Source organism: Brevirhabdus pacifica (assembly GCF_002797755.1).
Lineage (GTDB): Bacteria > Pseudomonadota > Alphaproteobacteria > Rhodobacterales > Rhodobacteraceae > Brevirhabdus > Brevirhabdus pacifica.
On record NZ_PGFI01000011.1, the window covers coordinates 481,504 to 502,097 of the forward strand.

General features: G+C 67.6%; 18 protein-coding genes. 7 read left to right on the forward strand and 11 right to left on the reverse strand.

The window, feature by feature from the left end; translation table 11 throughout:
• Positions 1 to 55: 55 nt before the first annotated feature.
• From CLV77_RS02540 to CLV77_RS16495, 4 genes are all read right to left on the reverse strand, one after another.
• Complete coding sequence (locus CLV77_RS02540) at positions 56 to 748, reverse strand: OmpA family protein (RefSeq protein WP_076979396.1); 693 nt, start codon at positions 746 to 748, stop codon at positions 56 to 58.
• 8 nt (positions 749 to 756) lie between these two features.
• On the reverse strand, positions 757 to 2,184 hold the full coding sequence (locus CLV77_RS02545) for a type II and III secretion system protein family protein (protein ID WP_076979395.1): 1,428 nt from the start codon (positions 2,182 to 2,184) through the stop codon (positions 757 to 759).
• Positions 2,185 to 2,499: 315 nt separating this feature from the next.
• A complete protein-coding gene (gene cpaB, locus CLV77_RS02550) occupies positions 2,500 to 3,339 on the reverse strand; it encodes a Flp pilus assembly protein CpaB (protein WP_076979394.1) in 840 nt (279 codons plus the stop codon).
• Positions 3,340 to 3,639: 300 nt separating this feature from the next.
• The gene (locus tag CLV77_RS16495; protein ID WP_170043942.1) at positions 3,640 to 3,816 is read right to left on the reverse strand and encodes a Flp family type IVb pilin; all 177 of its coding nucleotides are present in this window, start codon (positions 3,814 to 3,816) and stop codon (positions 3,640 to 3,642) included.
• Between the two features lie 434 nt (positions 3,817 to 4,250).
• Here CLV77_RS16495 and CLV77_RS02555 point away from each other — a divergent pair, with 434 nt between their 5' ends.
• Positions 4,251 to 5,279, forward strand: a complete 1,029-nt coding sequence (locus CLV77_RS02555; RefSeq protein WP_083707716.1) for a lytic transglycosylase domain-containing protein — start codon at positions 4,251 to 4,253, stop codon at positions 5,277 to 5,279.
• Positions 5,276 to 6,553, forward strand: a complete 1,278-nt coding sequence (locus CLV77_RS02560) for a UbiA family prenyltransferase (RefSeq protein ID WP_076979393.1) — start codon at positions 5,276 to 5,278, stop codon at positions 6,551 to 6,553. The genes CLV77_RS02555 and CLV77_RS02560 overlap by 4 nt, the downstream gene beginning before the upstream one ends.
• Before the next feature lie 3 nt (positions 6,554 to 6,556).
• Here CLV77_RS02560 and CLV77_RS02565 read toward each other — a convergent pair whose 3' ends face one another.
• The 7 genes from CLV77_RS02565 to tldD form a co-directional block, all read right to left on the reverse strand.
• Positions 6,557 to 7,297, reverse strand: a complete 741-nt coding sequence (locus CLV77_RS02565; RefSeq protein ID WP_076979392.1) for an SDR family oxidoreductase — start codon at positions 7,295 to 7,297, stop codon at positions 6,557 to 6,559.
• Positions 7,294 to 8,607 carry an FAD-binding protein gene (locus tag CLV77_RS02570; protein ID WP_076979391.1) on the reverse strand — a complete coding sequence of 438 codons (1,314 nt, stop codon included), beginning with the start codon at positions 8,605 to 8,607 and terminating at the stop codon, positions 7,294 to 7,296. The genes CLV77_RS02565 and CLV77_RS02570 overlap by 4 nt, the downstream gene beginning before the upstream one ends.
• On the reverse strand, positions 8,597 to 9,610 hold the full coding sequence (locus CLV77_RS02575; protein ID WP_083707905.1) for a lysylphosphatidylglycerol synthase transmembrane domain-containing protein: 1,014 nt from the start codon (positions 9,608 to 9,610) through the stop codon (positions 8,597 to 8,599). Before CLV77_RS02575 ends, CLV77_RS02570 begins: the two co-directional genes overlap by 11 nt.
• Before the next feature lie 118 nt (positions 9,611 to 9,728).
• On the reverse strand, positions 9,729 to 10,748 hold the full coding sequence (locus tag CLV77_RS02580; RefSeq protein WP_083707715.1) for a PAS domain-containing protein: 1,020 nt from the start codon (positions 10,746 to 10,748) through the stop codon (positions 9,729 to 9,731).
• A gap of 305 nt (positions 10,749 to 11,053) precedes the next feature.
• Positions 11,054 to 13,663: a type I DNA topoisomerase gene (gene topA / locus CLV77_RS02585; protein ID WP_076979390.1), complete on the reverse strand. Its 2,610-nt coding sequence runs from the start codon at positions 13,661 to 13,663 to the stop codon at positions 11,054 to 11,056.
• A 244-nt stretch (positions 13,664 to 13,907) separates the two neighbouring features.
• Positions 13,908 to 15,089: a DNA-processing protein DprA gene (dprA, locus tag CLV77_RS02590; protein WP_076981021.1), complete on the reverse strand. Its 1,182-nt coding sequence runs from the start codon at positions 15,087 to 15,089 to the stop codon at positions 13,908 to 13,910.
• Positions 15,090 to 15,454: 365 nt separating this feature from the next.
• A complete protein-coding gene (gene tldD, locus CLV77_RS02595) occupies positions 15,455 to 16,879 on the reverse strand; it encodes a metalloprotease TldD (RefSeq protein WP_076979389.1) in 1,425 nt (474 codons plus the stop codon).
• Between the two features lie 165 nt (positions 16,880 to 17,044).
• On the opposite strand from tldD, the gene coxB reads away from it, so the two are divergent.
• The 5 genes from coxB to CLV77_RS02620 all read left to right on the forward strand — a co-directional run bounded on the left by coxB (position 17,045) and on the right by CLV77_RS02620 (position 20,515).
• A complete protein-coding gene (gene coxB, locus CLV77_RS02600; protein WP_416171596.1) occupies positions 17,045 to 17,917 on the forward strand; it encodes a cytochrome c oxidase subunit II in 873 nt (290 codons plus the stop codon).
• A 61-nt stretch (positions 17,918 to 17,978) separates the two neighbouring features.
• Entirely contained in the window at positions 17,979 to 18,914 is a 936-nt protein-coding gene (gene cyoE / locus CLV77_RS02605; RefSeq protein ID WP_076979388.1) for a heme o synthase, read from the forward strand.
• Between the two features lies 1 nt (position 18,915).
• A complete protein-coding gene (locus CLV77_RS02610; RefSeq protein ID WP_076979387.1) occupies positions 18,916 to 19,101 on the forward strand; it encodes a hypothetical protein in 186 nt (61 codons plus the stop codon).
• The gene (locus CLV77_RS02615; RefSeq protein ID WP_076979386.1) at positions 19,098 to 19,736 is read left to right on the forward strand and encodes a cytochrome c oxidase assembly protein; all 639 of its coding nucleotides are present in this window, start codon (positions 19,098 to 19,100) and stop codon (positions 19,734 to 19,736) included. Before CLV77_RS02610 ends, CLV77_RS02615 begins: the two co-directional genes overlap by 4 nt.
• Positions 19,724 to 20,515, forward strand: a complete 792-nt coding sequence (locus CLV77_RS02620; RefSeq protein ID WP_076979385.1) for a cytochrome c oxidase subunit 3 — start codon at positions 19,724 to 19,726, stop codon at positions 20,513 to 20,515. The genes CLV77_RS02615 and CLV77_RS02620 overlap by 13 nt, the downstream gene beginning before the upstream one ends.
• The last annotated feature ends 79 nt before the right edge of the window (positions 20,516 to 20,594 follow it).

A 20,594-nucleotide genomic window follows, 5' to 3' on the forward strand; every position in this document is an offset into this window, starting at 1 on the left:
GGCCGGGGTTTTCGCCGGGCCGCCGTCCTGAAATGTCCGTCGTTCGTGATGGGGATCAGCCGCCGCCGCCCCCGGCGCCACCCTCGGCACCGCCCTCGGAGGAGCCGCCGGCGGTAACCGCGCTGGCCGGCGGGATGGCGCTGGCGACATACTCGCGGAAGATCACCTCGGCGTATTTGCCGTTCAGAAGCATCGGGTGGTTTTTCACGAAACCCGTCACCTCGGTCACGGTGCGCCGGTTGCGGCGCTCCCGGCCTTGGGTGACGATGAGGGGCTGCTGCTCGCCGAAGGACACGACCGCCTGCAGGCGCGAGCGGCTGACGCCCTGGCTGACCAGGTAGTTCACGACCGTCTGTGCCCGGCGCAGGCCAAGCCGCTTGTTATAGGCGTTCGAGCCCACAAGATCGGTATGGCCGAAGACCTTGAACCGCACCTCGGGGAATTGCCGGATCCAGGTGGCCTGCCGCCGCAGCGTCGCTTGGGCGGCGGCGTCAAGCGCGGCGCTGTTGAAGGCGAAGGTGACGGTGGGGTCCACCTCGGACGAGAAACGGCCCGAGAGGTTCAGAATGACAGACTGCTGGCCGGACTGGACCTGGGTGTTGTTCATCGTGGCATTGCCGAAATAGCCGTCGTCGATCTGGGAGCCGGCCTCGCGGTCGGTAAAGACGGCGCAGGAGGCCAGCGCCGCGACCGCGACAAGGCTCAGCGCGGCGCGCCACAGGCGCGGGGCGGGGCGAAGCTGCAGCATGCCGGTCCTCATTCCATCACGTAGCCGTAGGAGCCGTTGAAGTCCTGGCGTGCGACTTCTCCGGCGGCACCGCGCACCGGGCGGTCCTTGGAGACCTTGCCCAGCAGGAACAGGTCTTTCTCGTTGGGGATCTGAACCCGGTCGGTGGGCAGGGCCAGCGCCTCGCCCCGGGTGGGGGTCACCAAGTGCGGGGTCACGATGATGACCAGCTCGGACTGTTCGCGGGCGTATTGGGCGCTGCGGAACAGGGTGCCGAGGATCGGGATGTCACCCAGCCAGGGCACCTGGCCGTTGAGGTCGCGGAAATCATCCTGAAGCAGGCCGGCGATGGCGAAGGACTGGCCGTCGCGCATCTCGACCGTGGTCGAGGTTTCACGCCGCGAGAAGGCATTGACCGAAAAGCCGCCGTTCTGAACCGTCACCGTGGTGTCGATGCCGCTGACGGCCGCCTTGAGCTCAAGGTTGATGATGTCGCCGTCGACGACGCGGGGCACGAAGTCCAGCTCGACGCCGAAGGGCTTGTAGAGGATCGTGACCGACCCCGAGTCGTCCACCACCGGAATGGGATACTCGCCACCCGCCAGGAACCGCGCCGCCTGGCCCGACAGGGCGGTCAAGTTCGGCTCTGCCAGGGTGCGGACCATGCCCTTGGTCTCAAGCGCCTCGAGCAGCACCGAGAATTGCAGGCTGCCGGCGGTGAAGCCCACCGCGAAGGATCCCGCACGCGGCGTGGCCGAGGCGACGTTGGTCGCGTTGTTCTTGTCGAAGAGGTTGGCGAAGTTGTTGCCCTGGGCGTAGGTCTGGGTGGCGGCGCCGAAGCCGACGCCGGTATTGGAGTCGGTGGCTGCCAGCGACGAGGTCAGGTTCTTCGAGACCGAGCGCTGCATCTCGGCAAAGCGCACCTTCAGCATGACCTGCTGGGTGCCGCCCACGCTCATCAGGTTGGACACCCGCTCGGGCGCGTAGCGCTCGGCCAGTTCCAGCGCCCGGTCAAGCCGCGCGATCGACGAGACCACGCCCGACAGCACGATGCCGTCGTTGGCGGTGCGCACCTCGATGGGCTCTCCGGGCAGGATCTGGCCCAGGCGTTCCTTGAATTCGGCGATGTCGGGGGCGACGCGCACCTCGACGTTGGCAAGCAGGCGGCCGTCCTGGCCCAGCAGGGTCAGGGTGGTGCGGCCCGGGGACTTGCCCAGGACATAGATCGTGCGGTCGGACAGGGTTGCGATATCTGCGATGCCGGGGTTTGCGACCGAAAGCTCGGCGAAGGGCGCATCGCTTTCCACCACGACAGCGCGGTTCATCGGAACCCTGAGAACGCTCGAGGTGTCGCCGGACATCACGCGCAGGTTCTGCGCCTGCGCAGGGTGCGGGATCGTACTGAAAGCCAGGGCCGCCCCCAAAATCGCGGCGCTGGTAAGGGTTCTCAATGACATTGTGATCCTGCCTCTCCGATCACTCTTCAATGCGGGTCTTGGCGCCCGTATTTTTCGGACCATGGGTGAAAATCAGGATTTTTGCAAGATTCAAACGATTTAAGCGCGGCGCCGATGTGGATAAGTCGCACCGGCCGGGGCGGGACAGGGGCGGCGGCGGCCCCGCACTGCGCCGATCCAGGGCTAGGCGCACGTCACCAGATGCCGCCCCGGCGGCCCCGAAAGCCGCAAAAATGCAAAGGCCGCCGACCCGGCGGGGGGCGGCGGCCTTCGGTGTCGATGCCGGACGGCCGGGGCCGTTGGCGGCCCGGATCGTCAGTCTGCGCAGGGGATCGGGATCTCGACCACCTCGGCGCCGCGGCGGGTGCGGATGGTGCAGACCCGGGGCTTCTCGATCTTGACGATCTTCTCCTCCTCGATGCCCAGAAGCGACTTCTGGTCGACCTCGGACACTTCGGCGACGGTCTCGTCCTGGACGCCGACCAGCGACAGCGAGAGGCGCCCGGATGAGCGGGCCTGCGCCAGCGAGGCCACCTGCTGCGGTGTCACCTCGACGGTCACGGTGCGCGCGATCGTCGGATTGGACCGGTCGGTGTCGGCGGTCTGGTCGATGGCGATCAGCTCCACGTTGGCTTCGATCAGCCGGGTCACGTTGCCCGCGTCGCCGGCGATGCCGCTCCAGTAGATGTCCACGTGATCACCCGGCCGCAGGAAGCCCGAAACGCCGGTGGTCACGTCGACCTGGATGGCGAAGGCACGCATGCCCTTGCGCAGCCGCGACGAGACGCCCGCATCCTGGCCCGGCTCGGTCACCTTGACGGCCATCAGCGCCTCGGCCGGCTCCATCGTGCGGATGACGTAGCGGGGGCGTTCGTTGTTCGCCGGGAAAAGCTCGTCCTTGGCGCGGAAGGCGCCCTCGGGGATCGAGGTCTTGGGGAAGAGGGTCAGTTTCACGTCCTTCTCGGTCAGGATCTCGCCGTGCACCAGCTTGCGCGTGGCGACGTAGATCTGCTCGACCGGGACAGTGTTCTTCATTTCCTTGCGCTGGTTTTCCAGCGCTGCCTGATATTGGCCGATACGGTCCTGTGCCATGAAGACGGCGAAACCCGCCAGTCCGACACCCAGGACCAGGACCAGCCCAAATACGAAGCGCATATTCTGTCCTTTCACTGATAATGGCCGCGCGCCCTGGCGCGGCATGTCGATCGGGACAAACACACGTCCCGGCCCCTAAACGTCTTGCAAAAATGCCGGGGGTTTGTGTCGAAAACGTGGTGCCGCGACGGAGAATCCGCGACACCTGGCCTGTGCCTCCCGCCCGGCGGGGAAGGCGTGGGCATGACGCGACGATGCCCCTGTGCCTGTCTCCGGGGACCGGGAGAACCGGTCCGGGGACGGGACATGAAAAGACCGCGCCCGTGACGGAGCGCGGTCTTCGTCGCAGATCGAACGCGCTTAGAGCGTGTTGGTCAGCTCGGTCACGATCTCGCTGGCCAGCGAGGTGACGCCGCCCGAGACGGTGCTCATCACGACGGCGCCGAGGCCGACGATGGCTGCGGTGAGCACGACCCAGTCAACGGTGACAGCGCCGGATTCGTCTTTTGCGAACTTCGCAAGCTTGAACAGTTTCATAGTATATCCCTCCAGAGGATTGTTTCGTTTTTCCACTAACCGACACGATTTGGACAAGCCTCAAATCGGCCGCCAGCGGTACGGTATGCTCTCAATAAGCCGCTCAATTGGGGCGAGAATTGGGCGGCAACGGTGCAATTTGGAGAATTGGGATCGGCGGTTGGGATTTGGTATATGTGCATGAATTCATTAGGGTATAAATGCCTCGCCGGGGTTTCGCCGTGATGCGAAGATGATTTTTTGACACGGATGACGGCCAAAATGGGCACGCGCCAAGGGGGCTATATCGGCCCCTCGGGCGCATGGGGTAGTCTGGATGAAAGCCGGGGCCGGGCCATCCCGGCACGCGCCCGCGCAGGCATACGCGGGAAAGATTGGCCGGATGCCCGAAGGGCGCCGGAACGCGCTGGCCAGGGCACGAGGGCGACACGCAGATGACCACCAGATCCCCAGCCGCGATCCTTTTGCCGGTGCTGGTGCTTACCGGCATCTGGGCCGCACCCGCCCACGCGCAAGCTGTTGACGAGGATCCGGCGGCCTCGCTGGCCGGGGCTGCGGTCACGCCCGTGCCCCTGACCCAGGTACGCGTGCCTGCGGGCGGCGCCAAAACCCCCGCCGACAGTTCCGCCGAGGCCCCGACGCGCGAAGGCGCGACCAAGACCGCGGCCCCCAAGCCCGCCAAGACGCGCGCCGCGCCGCAACCCTTCCCCGAGTTCACATTCAAGCGGGTGGCGCCACCCGCCACCGGAACGGGACGTCGGATCACGGTGCAGATCGCCCCGCGCCCCGCCGCGCCCGCACCGAAAGAGGGTGCTGACGACAAGGCGGCCACAGTGGCAGATTCCGGTGACGGCATCGCCCCCCGCCTGCCGGCCGAATGGTTCTGGGCCGCGATCTCTCCCAGTCTCGACAAGGCGGCGGCCCACCGGTTCCAATCCGCGCTTGCCGTTCTCGACAAGGCACCGGCGGGGCGGTCCATCGCGGCCCCGAGGTTGCAGGAGCTTCAGACGATCGCCCGCGCCCATGGCCGCGACATCCTTGTGTCGAGCATCGGCACCGGCGTTTCGCCCGCCTTCGCGCTGGCGGTGATCGCGGTCGAATCGGCCGGGCGCCAAGGGGCCGTCAGCCCCGTCGGTGCGCGCGGGGTGATGCAGCTTATGCCCGCCACGGCCGCGCGCTTCGGTGTCGATCCTGACATAAGCGCCGAGAATATCCGTGGCGGCATCGCCTATCTGGACTGGCTTCTGAAACGGTTCGAGGGCGATCCGCTGTTGGCGCTGGCGGGCTACAACGCCGGCGAGAACGCGGTCACGCGCCACAAAGGCGTGCCGCCCTTCCCCGAAACACGGGCCTACGTGCCCAAGGTGCTGGCCGCCTGGCGGGTGGCGCGGGGCCTGTGCCTGACCCCGCCCGAGCTGGTTAGCGACGGCTGCGTCTTTGCCATGGAAAGGGCCGCGAGATGACGGCCAACCGCAGCCTGATGATGGATGCCGAGCGGGATCTGCTGAAAACCTCCCTGCCGGCCGAGATCTTCCTCAACGCGTTCGGCCGCCACCCGTTGCAGACGCTGCGCGCGGTCTTTTCCAGTGGCTTTCGGCGGGAGCGGATGCTGGCTGCGCTGTTACCGCTGACCCGGCTGCGCGGCGACCTGCTGCCGGTGCGGGCGGAGGCGCTGACCCAGATCGCCGCCGCCGCGGAGGAGGGGCGACCCGTCGTCCTGTCGAGCCGCAGCCACCCCGCCGCCCTTGGTGAACTGGTGGCGGCGCGGGGCCTCGACGGGGTGGCGGTCGTGCGCAACCCGCTCAAGGGTCCCGATGGGCCCGCGACACCCGCACCGATCCCGGCGGCGCGACGCGGCTTTGCCCTTCGCGACGTTCTGCGCGCCATGCGGCCGCACCAATGGGTGAAGAACGTGCTTCTGTTCTTGCCGGTGATCGCGGCCCACCGCTTCGACGCCGCAGCACTGGTCCCGGTTCTTTGGGGGATCGTGGCCTTCTCGGCGGCGGCCTCGTCGATCTACATCGTCAATGACCTGCTGGATCTGGACGCCGACCGCCAGCACCCGACCAAGTGTCGCCGACCCTTCGCGGCGGGGCGGGTGCCCATCGGCGTGGGGGTGGCGACAAGCGTGACGCTGGCGGCGCTGGCGCTGGGCGTGGCCCTGTCGATCAACCCGGGATTTGCCGGGCTGATCTGCCTCTATGTAGCGCTGTCGCTGGCCTATTCCTTCAAGCTCAAGCGCATGCGCTGGATCGACATCGCCACGCTGGCCGGGCTTTATACCCTGCGGGTCGTGGCGGGGGCGCTGGCGGCACAGGTGATGGTGACGGGCTATCTGCTGGTCTTCATCTACCCGGTCTTCCTGACCTTGGGTGCCGTGAAGCGGCTGACCGAGCTGACGCTTGCCACCAGCGACGTGCGCCTGCCGGGACGCGGTTATGGGCGTCCCGACCGGGGGGATCTGCTGAACGTGGCGGGGCTGGGCACGGTGATCGCGCTGCTGTCCTTCTTCCTCTACAGCTTTACCGAGCACGCGCTGTCGCTCTACCCGGTGCAATGGCTGATGTGGCTGACACTGCTACCGATCGCGGGGTGGCTTATCCGCATGGTTTGGCTGGGCTATGCTGGCAAGCAGGATTACGATCCCATCGTCTTCGCCATGCGCGACCGCTACGGGCTTAGCCTGCTGTGCGTGACCCTGACGATCATGTTCTACGCCGCCGGGCTGATCGCCTGACGCCTAGATCTTCAGCCGCTTGAACAACGCCTCGGGGATGGTGCGGATGATGCCCATGATCCCCATCCAGAAGAAGGGCGTGTAAAGCACGTTGCGCCGCTTGCGCACGCCCCGGTGGATGTCGCGCGCCACCTGGTCCGGGGAGGCGACAAGGAACATCCCCTCGATCCCCCAGGTCATGGCCGTGTCGACGAAGCCCGGCTTGACGGTCATCACATGCACGCCCTCGCGCCCAAGCCGGTTGCGCAGGCCCGACAGGTAGGTGGCAAAGCCGGCCTTGGCCGCGCCATAGACATAGTTGCCAAGCCGCCCGCGATCCCCGGCGACGGATCCCACGCCGACGATGGTGCCGCTGCCGCGTTGGGCCAGCTGCGGCGCCAGACGGTGCAGCAGGGTGGCGGGGCCGGTGAAATTCTGCTCGACCGTGCGGGCCAGCAGCGCGGGGTCGGCGTCGATCTCGGACTGCTCGGGCATGCTGCCGACGAAGACGGCGACGTTCAGCGTGCCGGCCTCGGCGCAAAGTCGGTCGATCAGCGCCTCGAAACCCTTGGGCTTGCGGGCGTCGAAGGCCAGCGCCGCGGCGCCGCGCGCACCGCGCAGGCGGCAGTCGGCGGCAACGTGTTCCAGATCGGCCATGTCGCGCCCGGCCAGCAGCACCATCGCGCCGCGTTCCGCGACGGCCCGCGCAAAGGCCCGCGCCATGGACGAGGTCGCCCCCAGGATCAGCCAGCTTTCGTTGCTCATCGCGGATCCCTCAGCTTCAGGCGGCGCACCAGGTCGGTCTGGAAATGGCCCTTGGGGTCGGCCTCGGTCACGATGCGGGCGAATTCCCCGGCCTCGGGATACATGCGGGCCATCAGATCCGGGTCCGACAGTGTGTCCTTGGCCAAGTAGATGCGCCCACCCGCCTCGACCGCCATCCATTCCAGTTCCATCGCCAGCGCCTCGGCCTCCGGGCGATTGGGGAAATCGACGGCGAGGGTCATCCCGGCCATGGGGAACGACATCATCCCCGCCCGGCCCGGGCCCAGGCGCTTGAGCACCGCCAGCGGCGAGGCCAGGCCCGACTCCGCGATCCGCTCCAGCATCGGCGTCAGCGCCTGCTCCTCCCCCTCGGGGAGGACGCATTGGAACTGATGGAACCCCTTCTTGCCGTAGACAAGATTCCAGTCGTGCAGACGATCCAGCGGAAAGAAGAAATCCGCCAGCGGACGCTCACGGTCGCGGCCCGCCTCGGGGACGCGGCGCAGGTAGAGGGCGTTGAAAAGCCGGACGGCGGGGGCGCTGACCAGCAGCGGTGGCAGGGCGACGGGCACGCGCCGGGTGCGGCCGGGGGGCGGGGCATCGCCCGCGATGACCTCCCCTTCCTCCAGGATACCCCGGCCGAGGGCGTCACCCTGGGCCGTCGCGTCGATCCAGCCGACGCTGTAGCTGGCGCGGGAGGCATCGAAGGCCGAGAGGAATTCGGCGATGCCGTCCATCCGCCGTTCGCGCACGCGCACCATCTCGCCTTTGCAGGGGACTAGTTGCAGGCGCGCAGACAGGATCACGCCGGTCTGGCCCAGCCCGCCCAGCGTCGCGCGGAAAAGATCGGGCGTCTCGCCGGGGGTGACCTGGCGCGCGCCATCTTTGCCCAGAAGGGTCAGGCTCAGCACATGCTGGCCAAAGCTGCCTGCGCCGTGGTGATTCTTGCCGTGGACGTCGTTCGCGATGCAGCCGCCGACCGTGGCTTCGCCGGTGCCCGGCAGGACAGGGGGCATCCAGCCCAGCGGCGCACAAAGGGCCAGCAGGTCGCCCATGGTGGTGCCGGCCTCGACCTCCAGCACGCCGGTCCCGGCATCGAATGAAAGGCAGCGGTCCAGGCGGGTCATGTCGATCACCCGCCCGCCCGAGTTCAGCGCCGCGTCACCATAGCTGCGGCGGTTGCCCACCGCCGGCGCGGGGTCCTTTGCGACCAGCCGTTCCAGCATGGCCTGGCGTTCGGGGCGGAGGACCTCCTCCTCGGCATGAAGAACCCGGCCCCAGCCGTGCGAGGTCTGATGTCTAGCGCGCATGCTCCACCCTCAATGACAGCCGCTCGGCCAGGGGAAAGACCGCGATGCCGGTCAGGATCGCGAACCAGAATGTCGTGACGCGGATGATCGCGGTCGCGGCCAGGGCCATGTCGGCCGGCACCCCCTGCAGGACCAGCAAGCCCATCATCGCCGCCTCGGCCCCGCCCAGCCCGCCGGGCGCGCCAGTCAGGCCACCGGCCAGGGTCGCGGACATGAAGATGGCCACCGCCGCCGCCGCGCCGATGTCGGCGCCAAGCCAGGCCAGCAAAAGGTGAAAGGCGTAACCCTCGGCCAGCCAACCAATCGCGCCCAACGCCAGCAGGGGGGCGGCGATGCCCGCCCCGGCGAAGGGTTCAAGCACCCGCACACCCCGGCGCAGCCGGGCAAAAAGCCGGGGGAAGCGGCCGATGCCGCGCCAGGCGCGGGTGACCAGCAGGTTCATCAGCGCGGGCCGGGTGACGGCATAGGCCAGCGCGACCGCGCCCGCGGCAATCCAAAGGGCGACTTGGCCGCCCCCGGCGGTAAAGGCCACGGCAAGCGCCAGCAGCAGCCCCATCGCGCCAAGATCCGCGGCCCGGTCCAGCAGCGCCAGCGGCGCGGTCTGTTCGATCGGGCGCCCCGTCTCGCGGTAAAGCCAGCGCATGCGCACCAGCTCGCCCAGGCGGGCGGGGGTGACGCTCATGGCAAAGCCGCCAAGGAAGTGCCTCAGGCTTTGGCCCGGGCGGGTCGGCAGGCCGGCGCGGCGGGTCATCATGTGCCAGCGAATTGCGCGGGCCAGGTAATTGACCAGCGACAGGGCCAGAAGCAGCGCCAGCTGTCCCGGCCCGATGCGAGCAATATGCGCGAAGGTTTCGCCCCACCCGGTGCTCAGGGCCAGCCCGGCCAGCCCCACCACGAAAAGCGCGAGCAAACCCAGCGGCACGAGCATGCCGGTCCGCGCGGCAAGCCGGCGGCGCAGGGTCGCAATGGCCGGAAACCGGCGCAGGGGGGCATTTTCATTCATCCGCGCGGGGATATCGACGAAATGGGGCGAGATTATGATCCATGTTTCCGCAAGGGAAACCAAGCCCCGGATTCCGCCCGATTGTTGCCGCATTCACGCGGCCCCGAGGGGGTTATCTTCAGTGAGAGGCCGCCCCCGGCATGTCGACCGTCACGATGGTGCCGCTGGAGCCGCGCGTCATGGACAGGGACCCCGACAATCCTTCGATCAACCCGTTGACGATGCGCCCCCCAAGGCTGGTGCTTGACGGCCATTGCATATCCTTGGGCAGGCCGACGCCATCGTCGCTGACCATCAGGCGCAGACCGCCACCCGAAAGGCGGCTCAGCCGCACCTCCAGCAGACCGGTATCGCGACCGATGAAGGCGTGCTGCATGGCGTTTGTCATCACCTCCGACAGGATCAGACCCAGGCGGGTCGCGGCCTCGACCGGGACCTGGACGGATTCCGAGGCGATGTTGACCCGCACCCCGGTGCGCCCGTCGATATGGGCGATGGTGTTGGCGACCCGCGTCAGGTAGGCGCCCATCTCGATCTCCTCGCGGTTCGAGTTGTAGGAGGGCGCGGCAAGCTCCTCATACAGCAGCTGAAGGCTCTGGACCCGGCGGGCGATGTTTGCCAGCGCCTCGGGCGTCACGGCTTCGCGCGACTGGATGCGGATCAGGCTGACGATCATCGCCAGGTGGTTCTTCACCCGGTGCTGGATCTCGCGCATGGCGGCATCGGCGCCGGTGGGCTCGGTCGCCTCGGCCGGCAGGGCCTTCTGGACACCGACGAAGAAATTGACCTTGCCGTGGTCGTCGCGCACGGGCGTCACCAGCAGGCGGTTGGTGAATTTCTCGCCGTTGGAGCGGTAGTTGAGGATGTCGATGGCGACCTCCTCGCCCCGCTCAAGGGCGGTGCGGATCCGCTTAGTGTCCTGCGGGTCGGTTTCCGGCCCTTGCAGGAAGCGGCAATTCTGCCCGATTGCGACCCCACGCGAATAACCGGTCAGCCGCTCGAAGGCGTCGTTGACGTAGACGATGGGGTTGTCGTCCAGCTTGGGATTGGTCAGCACGATCGCGATCGACGATCCCGCAAGGCTGTTCATCGCGTCGGTCTGGCTGAGGGCAGTCTGATCCTTGCTCCGATGGTCCATTTTCTACACGTTTGCAGGCATCCGTGGGGATGCAGCTCCTTTTCCATACCATTCCTTGTCAAGGCGTTGCGGCCTGCCGCCGGGGGCGGGGCCGGGTTTTGCCCGGACGTTTTATGAAAAATCACGTAAGGCGGTTTTGGTTCCGGTCGGGGAGGGGGATGATGTCATTTCTGTGACACACAGGGCACGCCGCGGCGCCCGTTCCAGCGCGCATTCCGGCACCATTTCGGGGTGCAGGCGGGCTGCGCTGGCCCTTACCAGGGGAGGGGCCGGCCCCGGGCAGCGTGCTGCCGGGGCCGGGGCGCCTATTCCTCGGTCTTTGCCGCCTTCTTGGGCGCGGCTTTCTTGGTGGTTGCCTTCTTCGCGGCAGGCTTCTTGGCGGCGGTCTTCTTTGCGGCCGGCTTCTTTGCCGCCGCTTTCTTCTTGCCGCCCTTGGCTGCCTTCTCCTCGATCAGCTGTACCGCCATCTCGAGGGTCACATCGCCCGGCTCGGTGCCCTTGGGCAGGGTCGCGTTGACCTTCTCCCACTTCACGTAAGGTCCGTAGCGGCCGTCGAGGACGTTGATCGCGCCGCCGCTCTCCGGATGTTCGCCAAGCTCTTTCAGGGGCTTGGCGGGGGCGGCGCGGCCGCGTCCGCGGGTGGCCTTCTGTGCCAGGACCTCGACCGCGCGGTTCATGCCGATGGTGAAGACCTCGTCGACCTCGGGCAGGTTGGCGTAAACGCGGCCGTGCTTGACGTAGGGGCCGTAACGCCCGATCCCGGCCTCGACCAGCTCGCCATCTTCGGGGTGATGCCCGATCTCGCGCGGCAGGTTCAGCAGCAGCAGCGCCTTTTCAAGGTCGATATCGTCCTGCGCCCAACCCTTGGGCAACGAGGCGCGCGGCGGCTTGGGCTGTTCCTCGGTCGCCTCGCCACGCTGGACATAGGGGCCGAAACGGCCCTTGCGCAGGGTGATCGCATCGCCCTGATCCTCGCCCAGCAGCTTGCCGTCGGGGCCGATCTCGTCACCCTCGACACCCGGGGGGCCGAAGGGCCGGGTGAAGCGGCATTCGGGATAGTTGGAGCAGCCGATGAAGGCGCCGCCCGACCGGGCCGTGCGCATCGACAGCCGCCCCTGACCGCAATTGGGGCATAGGCGCGGGTCGCTGCCGTCCTCCTTGGCGGGGAAAAGATGCGGCTCCAGCACCTCGTTAATCTTTTCCAGCACCTCGGTGATGCGCAGCTCGCTGGTCTCGGCGATGGCGGCCGAGAACTCGCGCCAGAAGCGCGCCAGCACATCCTGCCAGTCGCGGTTGCCGGCAGTGATGTCGTCCAGCTCGTCCTCGAGGTTGGCGGTGAACTCGTAGCCCACGTATTTGCGGAAGTAATTCAACAGGAAGACTGTCACCAGCCGGCCCTTGTCCTCGGGGATCAGGCGGTTCTTCTCCTTGCGGACATACTCACGGTCCTGAATCGTGGTGACGACCGACGCGTAGGTCGAGGGACGGCCGATGCCCAGCTCTTCCATGCGCTTGACCAGCGTGGCCTCGGTGTAGCGGGGGGGCGGCTGGGTGAAATGCTGCTCGGGGGTGACGCCGCGCTTCTCGGCGGGCTCGCCCTCGGCGATCTGGGGCAGGCGGTTGCCGTCCTCGTCGTCGCCGGTGTCGTCGCGCCCCTCCTCGTAGACCCGGATGAAACCATCAAACAGCATGACCTGACCCGTGGCGCGCAGCACGACCTGCTCATCGCGCGAACCCACGTCGACGGTGGTCCGCTCCATCCGGGCGGCCTCCATCTGGCTGGCGAGGGTGCGCTTCCAGATCAGGTCGTAAAGCTTGCGCTGGTCAGGTTCGGACAGGCGCAGCGAGGCCGCGTCGCGGGTCATGTCGGTGGGGCGGATACACTCGTGCGCTTCCTGGGCGTTCTTGGCCTTGTTCTTGTACATCCGCGGGCTTTTGGGCAGGTAATCCGCGCCGTAGCGGTCCTTGATCGCGTCGCGCGCGGCCATCACCGCCTCGGGGGCCATGTCGATGCCGTCGGTCCGCATGTAGGTGATGTGCCCGGCCTCATAAAGACGCTGGGCCGCGCTCATGGTCTGGCGGGCGCCCATGCCGAACTTGCGGCTGGCTTCCTGTTGCAGGGTCGAGGTCATGAACGGCGCCGAGGGGTTGCGGCTGGCGGGCTTGGCCTCGACCGAGACGACGCTGAGGTCGCGGCTGTTGATCGCCTGCACGGCCATCTCGGCGGCGGTCTCGTTGGCCAGATCGAACTTGTCCAGCTTCTTGCCGCCCATGACGGTCAGCCGGGCCTCGAACTCCTGCCCGCGCGGCGTCGCAAGCAGGGCCTTCACGCTCCAGTATTCGCGGGGATCGAAGGCCTCGATTTCCATCTCACGCTCGACGATCAGGCGCAGGCAGACCGATTGCACCCGGCCGGCGGACTTGGCGCCGGGCAGTTTGCGCCACAGCACCGGGCTGAGGTTGAAGCCCACAAGGTAATCCAGCGCGCGGCGGGCCAGATAGGCCTCGACCAGTTCCATGTCGACCTGACGCGGGTTCTTCATCGCCTCGGTCACGGCGGATTTGGTGATGGCGTTGAAGACGACGCGGCTGACGGGCGTGTCCTTCTTGATCGCCTTGCGCTTGCGCAGGGCCTCTTCCAGATGCCAGCTGATTGCCTCCCCCTCGCGGTCGGGGTCGGTTGCGAGGATCAGGTTGTTGTCGTCGGCCAGCGCGTCGGCGATCGCCTTCACATGCTTGCGCGAGTCGGTCCCGACCTCCCATTTCATCTCGAAGTTCTGCTCGGGATCGACCGAGCCGTCCTTGGGCGGCAGGTCGCGGACGTGGCCGTAGGACGCGAGAACCGTGTAGTTGTCCCCCAGATACTTGTTGATTGTCTTGGCTTTGGCGGGGGACTCGACGACAACGACGGGCATGGAAATTCCTCGTGACTCGCGGGGGGCAATAGCGGCGCAAGATGTGTTGGGGTGGTCGGGAATGTCAATGGCCGCCGGGCCGGGGGCCGGCTTGGGCGGTCCGGGACCGGTCGGTGAGAGGGGCCGGCGTAGATGTCCAACCGGGGCCTGGCACGTGTCCCGCGTCGGGGTTTCGTCCGGCGTCTGGCGCGCGGTTTCCTCCATCGATGCCATTGGAACCCGTTGTCGGGTCCCGGGCGGCGCGTCAGCCCGGCTTGGACAATCGCCCGCCGGAGTGGCGCTGCACCATGCCCGACAGTTCCAGGTCCAGCACGCCGGCCAACACCCTTTCGGTCGGCAGACGCAGCTCGCGCACCAGGTCATCCTCGGCCATGGGGGTGACGCCCAGCCGGTCGAGGATGCGGCGCGAAAGCTCCCCGGCCTCGGGAGGGGGCGGCGCGCCCGTGCGGGGAGGGTCGTCCGGTCGAGGGGTAACCGGGCGATCGGCTTGGGGCAGGGGACGGACCGACTGGCCGGTATAGGTCCCTTCGCCGCGCGTCGCGGCTTGAAGGGGGGGCAGCCCCTCCAGCACGTCGCGGGAGTCGCGCACCAATGTGGCCCCGTCGCGCAGCAGCATGTTGCATCCGCCGCTGCGCGGCTCGAACGGGTGGCCGGGCACCGCCAGCACCTCGCGCCCCTGGTCGAGGGCGTTGCGCGCGGTGATCAGGCTGCCCGAACGGGCGGCGGCCTCGATCACCACGACGGCGCGGGCGAGGCCCGAGACGATGCGATTGCGCCGGGGGAAATGGCGCGCGCGGGGCTGGGTGCCGACGGGTTGTTCGGACAGCAGAAGGCCGTCAGTGGCGATGCGCCCGGCAAGGGCCGCGTTCTCGGACGGGTAGAAGACGTCGATCCCGCCAGCCAACACCGCGATGGTGCCATGTTCCAGCGCGGCCTCGTGGGCGGCGGCGTCGATGCCCCGCGCCAGGCCCGAGACAACCGCGTGCCCCGCCCGGCCCAGGTCGCCCGCCATGGCGCGGGCCATGCGCAGTCCCAGCGAGGAGGCGTTGCGCGCCCCCACCAGCGCCACCGCCGGGCGACCGGCAAGTGCGGCCCGGCCCCGCGCCCAAAGCACGGGCGGAGGGTCGGCGATACCGGCCAGCTCCGGGGGATAGCCCGGCCCCCCCAGGAAAAGCAGCCGCGCACCGATCCGGCGCCCGGCGGCATATTCACGCTCGGCCATCAACGGATCCAGCGGGCGGTAATCGCGCAGGCCAGCCGCCCGCGCGACATCGGGCAGCGCCAGCAGCGCCTGACCCGCATCCCCGTGGGCCGCCATCAGCCGCAGGAAGGTCGCAGGGCCGACCTTGTGGGAACGGATAAGCTGCAACCAGCGCAGCCCCTCCTGTTCCGAGCGGGGAGGGGCCGGGGGGAGCGCGCCGAACAGATCACTCGTCGCCGGGCCGGGTGGGTCGCGGTGGCAATCACTGGCGCTGTCGTCGGGATGATGGGCGCGCCCGTCTACGGCGCCGCTGGCCGTGCACCGCCCGCCACGTGCACCAGCGCCCCGCAGATCCCCGCACGCGGACGGCGGGCCCCCGACCGAGGGCGCGGGCATGGCGGCAGCGGGCGCGATGTCCCTGGCTGGATCCTGTGGCATGACGATCCCCGGTCGGCAGGCGGTGATCGGCGCCGCAACGAGTGACCACGAAAGAGGCGTTTTCAGCGGTCGGCGGCACCGGGCGGCGGCCGCCGGCAGATGCGGCCGCCCACAGGCTGGCACGGGGATTGTTAAGGGGGGATGAATCCCCCTCAGGTGGCGCTTCCGCCCACCGTCAGCCCGCCGATCATCAGGGTCGGCTGGCCCACGCCCACCGGCACCCACTGGCCCGCCTTGCCGCAATTGCCGATACCCGGGTCCAGGGCCATGTCATTGCCGATGGCGCGGATCTTCTGCATGGCAGTGGCGCCGTCGCCGATCAGCGTGGCGCCCTTCACCGGCGCGCCGATCTTGCCGTCGCGAACGCGGTAGGCCTCGGTGCAGGAGAATACGAACTTGCCGTTGGTGATGTCGACCTGACCGCCGCCGAAGCCGACGGCATAGATGCCGTCGCGCAGGTCGGCCACGATCTCGGCCGGGTCGGCCTGGCCGCCCAGCATGTAGGTGTTGGTCATGCGCGGCATCGGCGTGTGGGCGTGGCTTTCGCGCCGCCCGTTGCCGGTGGGCTCGACCCCCATCAGGCGGGCGTTCTGCCGGTCCTGCATGTAGCCGACAAGGATGCCATCCTCGATCAGGACGTTCTTGCCCGAGGGCGTGCCCTCGTCATCGACCGAGATCGAGCCGCGCCGGTCCGGGATCGTGCCGTCGTCCAGCACCGTCACGCCGGGGGCCGCGACCCGCTGGCCCATCAGCCCGGCGAAGGCCGAGGTCTTCTTGCGGTTGAAATCACCCTCCAGCCCATGGCCCACGGCCTCGTGCAGCAGGATGCCGGGCCAGCCGGCCCCAAGCACCACGTCCATCACCCCGGCTGGGGCGGGCTCGGCCTCGAGGTTGACCAGCGCGATGCGCAGCGCCTCGCGGGTGACGCCCTTCCAGTGGTCGGGTTCCATCAGGCCCGAGAGCTCGATGCGCCCGCCGCCGCCGGTGCCGCCGCCCTCGCGCCGGCCGTCCTGCTCGACGATCACCGACACGTTCAGCCGCGCCATCGGGCGCACGTCGCGGACACGGGTGCCCTCGGGGCGCAGGATCTCGACCTCCTGGAGGGAGGCCGCCAGCGTCGCCGATACCTGCACCACACGCCGGTCGAGGCCGCGGGCGAAATCGTCGATCTCGCGCAGCAGATCCACCTTCACGGGGAAGGGGGCGCCCGACAGGGGGTCGAAGTCGCCATAAAGACGAACGTTGGTGGGGCGCGGCCCCTCGGCCAGGGTGCCGCCGCCATCGCCCACCGCAAGCCGCGCGGTTTCGGCGGCGCGGGTCAGGGCAGCCTCGCTGATCTCGGTGGAATGGGAGTATCCGGCCGTCTCACCGCGCACCGCCCGCAGGCCGAACCCCTCGGAGGCGTCGTAGCTTGCCGTGCGCAGCCGACCGTCGTCAAAGCTCAGAACCTCGGACCTGCGGCGTTCGAGGAACAGTTCGCCATCATCCGCCCCATTGGTCGCCTGACGCAGCGTTTCAAGCGCCCGGGCCTCGTCGAGCACTGTTTCAAAAGGGCGAAATGGGGTTTGATCGGGCATTGGCGGCTCCTTGTGGCGGGAAAAGCGGCGCAATGCCGCAAGCCGGACTCTTGTTCCGTTGGCTCTAATATGGTTTTTCGCCGCCAGGGAACAACGGGGATTCCGTCGGCAACGGCGATTCCCCGACGCGAGGCGGCCCGGGCCGCGCCGATAACAGGATACGATATGAAAGCTCTGACCCATATGCGCGGCCTCTTCGCCGCGGCACTGACCGGCCTCATCACGGCGACTGCCGCGAGGGCTCAAGACGCCATCGAGGGCCTCGAGGTGATCGGCAAGCCGCACGCCAACGGCATCGGTTTCCAGCCGGCGGCGACCTCGCTTGCCCGGGACGTCCAGTGGCTGGACGGCTTCCTGCTGGTCATCATCACCGCGATCAGCATCTTCGTGACCTTCCTGCTGGGCTACGTGGTCGTGCGCTACAACCGTCGCAAGAACCCGGTTGCCGCGACCTTCACCCACAATTCCTCGCTCGAGGTTGCCTGGACCATCGTTCCGATCGTCATCCTGGTTGTCATCGGCGCCTTCTCCCTGCCGGTCCTGTTCGACCAGCAGGAAATCCCCGAGGGCGACATCAACATCAAGGTCACCGGCTATCAGTGGTACTGGGGCTATGAGTACAGCGACCACGACTTCGCCTTCGACAGCTTCCTGCTGGGCAAGGACGAGCTGGCCGACTACGGCTACGAGCCTGACGAGTACCTGCTGGCCACCGACACCGCCGTCGTCGTGCCCGTCGGCAAGACCGTCGTGATGCAGGTCACTGGTGCCGACGTGATCCACTCCTGGACCATCCCCGCCTTCGGCGTGAAGCAGGACGGCGTCCCCGGCCGCCTGGCCCAGCTGTGGTTCAAGCCCGAGCGCGAAGGCATCTACTTCGGCCAGTGCTCCGAGCTGTGCGGCAAGGACCACGCCTACATGCCGATCACCGTCAAGGTCGTAAGCCAGGAGGCCTATGACCAGTGGCTGGAAGGTGCGATCGCCGAGTTTGCCGGTACGCCGCTGCCCAAGTCGGGCGTGCAGGTCGCGCTGAACTGAGTGCTGCGGGCGGGTCCGGGCAACCGGCCCCGCCAGACGCCACCCTGAAAGGGAGAAGGCAATGACAGACACATCGATCCTCCCCCCGCAGAGCGGCGAGGCCGGGTTCGGCGACTATTTCGCGCTGCTCAAGCCGCGGGTCATGTCGCTGGTGGTCTTCACCGCGCTGGTCGGCCTTCTGGTCGCGCCGGTTCCGGTGCATCCCATGGTGGCCTTTGCCTCGGTGCTGTTCATCGCCATCGGCGCGGGCGCCTCGGGCGCGCTGAACATGTGGTGGGATGCCGACATCGACCAGATCATGAAGCGTACCAAGGGCCGCCCGGTGCCCTCGGGCCGGGTCACCCCCGGCGAGGCGCTGCAGATCGGCATGTGGCTGTCATGCTTTGCCGTGGTCATGCTGCTGCTGTCGGCCAACCCGGTGGCGGCGGGCCTGCTGGCCTTCACCATCTTTTTCTATGCCGTGGTCTACACCATGTGGCTCAAGCGCTGGACGCCCCAGAACATCGTCATCGGCGGCGCCGCCGGTGCCTTCCCCCCGATGATTGGCTGGGCCGTCGCCACCGGCGGCGTCTCGGTGGAAAGCGTGCTGATGTTCGCGCTGATCTTCATGTGGACCCCGCCGCATTTCTGGGCCCTGGCCCTGTTCATGAAGAGCGACTATGCCGACGCCGGCGTGCCAATGCTGACCGTGACCCACGGCCGGCGCGAAACCCGCCGCCAGATCCTGATCTACACCCTCATCCTGGTGCCCGTGGCGCTGGGCACGGGGCTGACCTCGATCGGCGGGCCGCTCTACATGGCGGTGGCGCTGGTGCTGAACCTTGCCTTCCTGAAGGGCGCCGTCGACATCTGGCGCCGCAAGGAAGAGGAGGCCGAGGCCGACGGCTATGCCGTCGAGAAGAAGGTCTTCCGCCTGTCGCTCTACTATCTTTTCCTGCATTTCGGTGCGCTGCTGGCCCAGGCCGTCCTGCGCGTCTATGGCATCGGGGGCTGGTAAGATGGCATTCGGCAAGGATCACGAACTTCACCAGCGACGCTTCGGGCGCAACCTCTGGGTCGGCGCCTGCCTGCTGGGCTTCGTCGCCATCGTCTTCGGCCTGACCGTGGTCAAGGTGACCCGTGACGGCCCGATCGAGGGCTTCGACCACACGGTGCGCCCGCAGATGACCGAAGGTGCGAAATGAGCACGCCCGATCCCCGCAAGCCGGATCCGCGCAACCGCGCGGCGGGGCGGACCGCCCTGATGCTGGTCGGCGTCGTCGTCACCATGGGCGCGCTGGCCTGGGCGGCGGTGCCCTTCTACGACTGGTTCTGCCGCGTCACCGGCTTCGGTGGGACGACCTCGGTCGCCGAGGCCGGGGCCGACCGGGTGCTGGACCAGACCATCAAGGTGCGTTTCGACGGCTCGCTGGACCGGGGCATGCCCTGGACCTTCAAGCCCGTCCAGCGCGAGATCGAGCTGAAGATCGGCGAGACGGCGATGGCCTTCTACGAGGCCTACAACCCCACCGACCGTGTGGTCGCGGGCACCGCGACCTACAACGTCACCCCTTATGCGGCGGGCGGCTATTTCACCAAGATCGACTGTTTCTGCTTCACCCAGCAGGTGTTGCAGCCGGGCGAGCGGGTGCAGATGCCGCTGACCTTCTACGTCGATCCCGAAATCGTCGAGGATGCCGACGCCAAGTTTGTGAAGGTGATCACGCTCAGCTACACCTTCTATGAGACCGAACTCCCCGAAGAGCAGGCCAGCCTTGCTCTTCGCCCGCAAGAACCGACCAACAAGAGCCTGTATCGAGGGATCAAATGGCCCACGTAAAAAACCACGACTACCACATTCTAAATCCCAGCGTCTGGCCCTTCATCGGCGCTGTCAGCGGCTTTGCCATGCTGTTCGGGGCTGTCCTCTGGATGCATGACAACGGGCCCTGGCTGTTCTTTATCGGCCTGGCCGGCGTCCTCTACACCATGTTCTCGTGGTGGTCGGACGTCGTCGAGGAAAGCATGGTCGGCGACCACACCCCCGTGGTGCGGATCGGCCTTCGCTATGGCTTCATCTTCTTCATCATGTCGGAAGTCATGTTCTTCGCGGCCTGGTTCTGGAGCTTCTTCAAGCACGCGATGTATCCGATGGCGACCTTCTCGGAAGGCCAGTGGCCGCCCCCCTCGATCGAGACCTTCGATCCCTGGCACCTGCCGCTGATCAACACGCTGATCCTGCTGTGCTCGGGCGCGGCGGCGACCTGGGCGCACCACGCGCTGGTTCACGACAACAACCGTCGCGACCTGAAGATGGGCCTGATCATCGCCATCGTGCTGGGCCTCGTGTTTACGGTCTTCCAGGCCTATGAATACATGCACGCCTCGTTCGGCTTTGCCGGCAACATCTACGGCGCCAACTTCTTCATGGCGACGGGTTTCCACGGCGCGCATGTGATCATCGGGACGATCTTCCTGTTCATCTGCCTGCTGCGCGTCTACCGCGGCCATTTCACCCCCGAGAAGCACATCGGCTTCGAGGCGGCGGCCTGGTACTGGCACTTCGTGGACGTGGTGTGGCTGTTCCTCTTCGCCGCGGTCTACATCTGGGGCGGCTGACGCCCGCGGATCCCCGGCCGGGGACGCCTCCGGCGGGGATATTTGAACGACAATGAAAGGGCGGCGGCGGGTCGCCCTT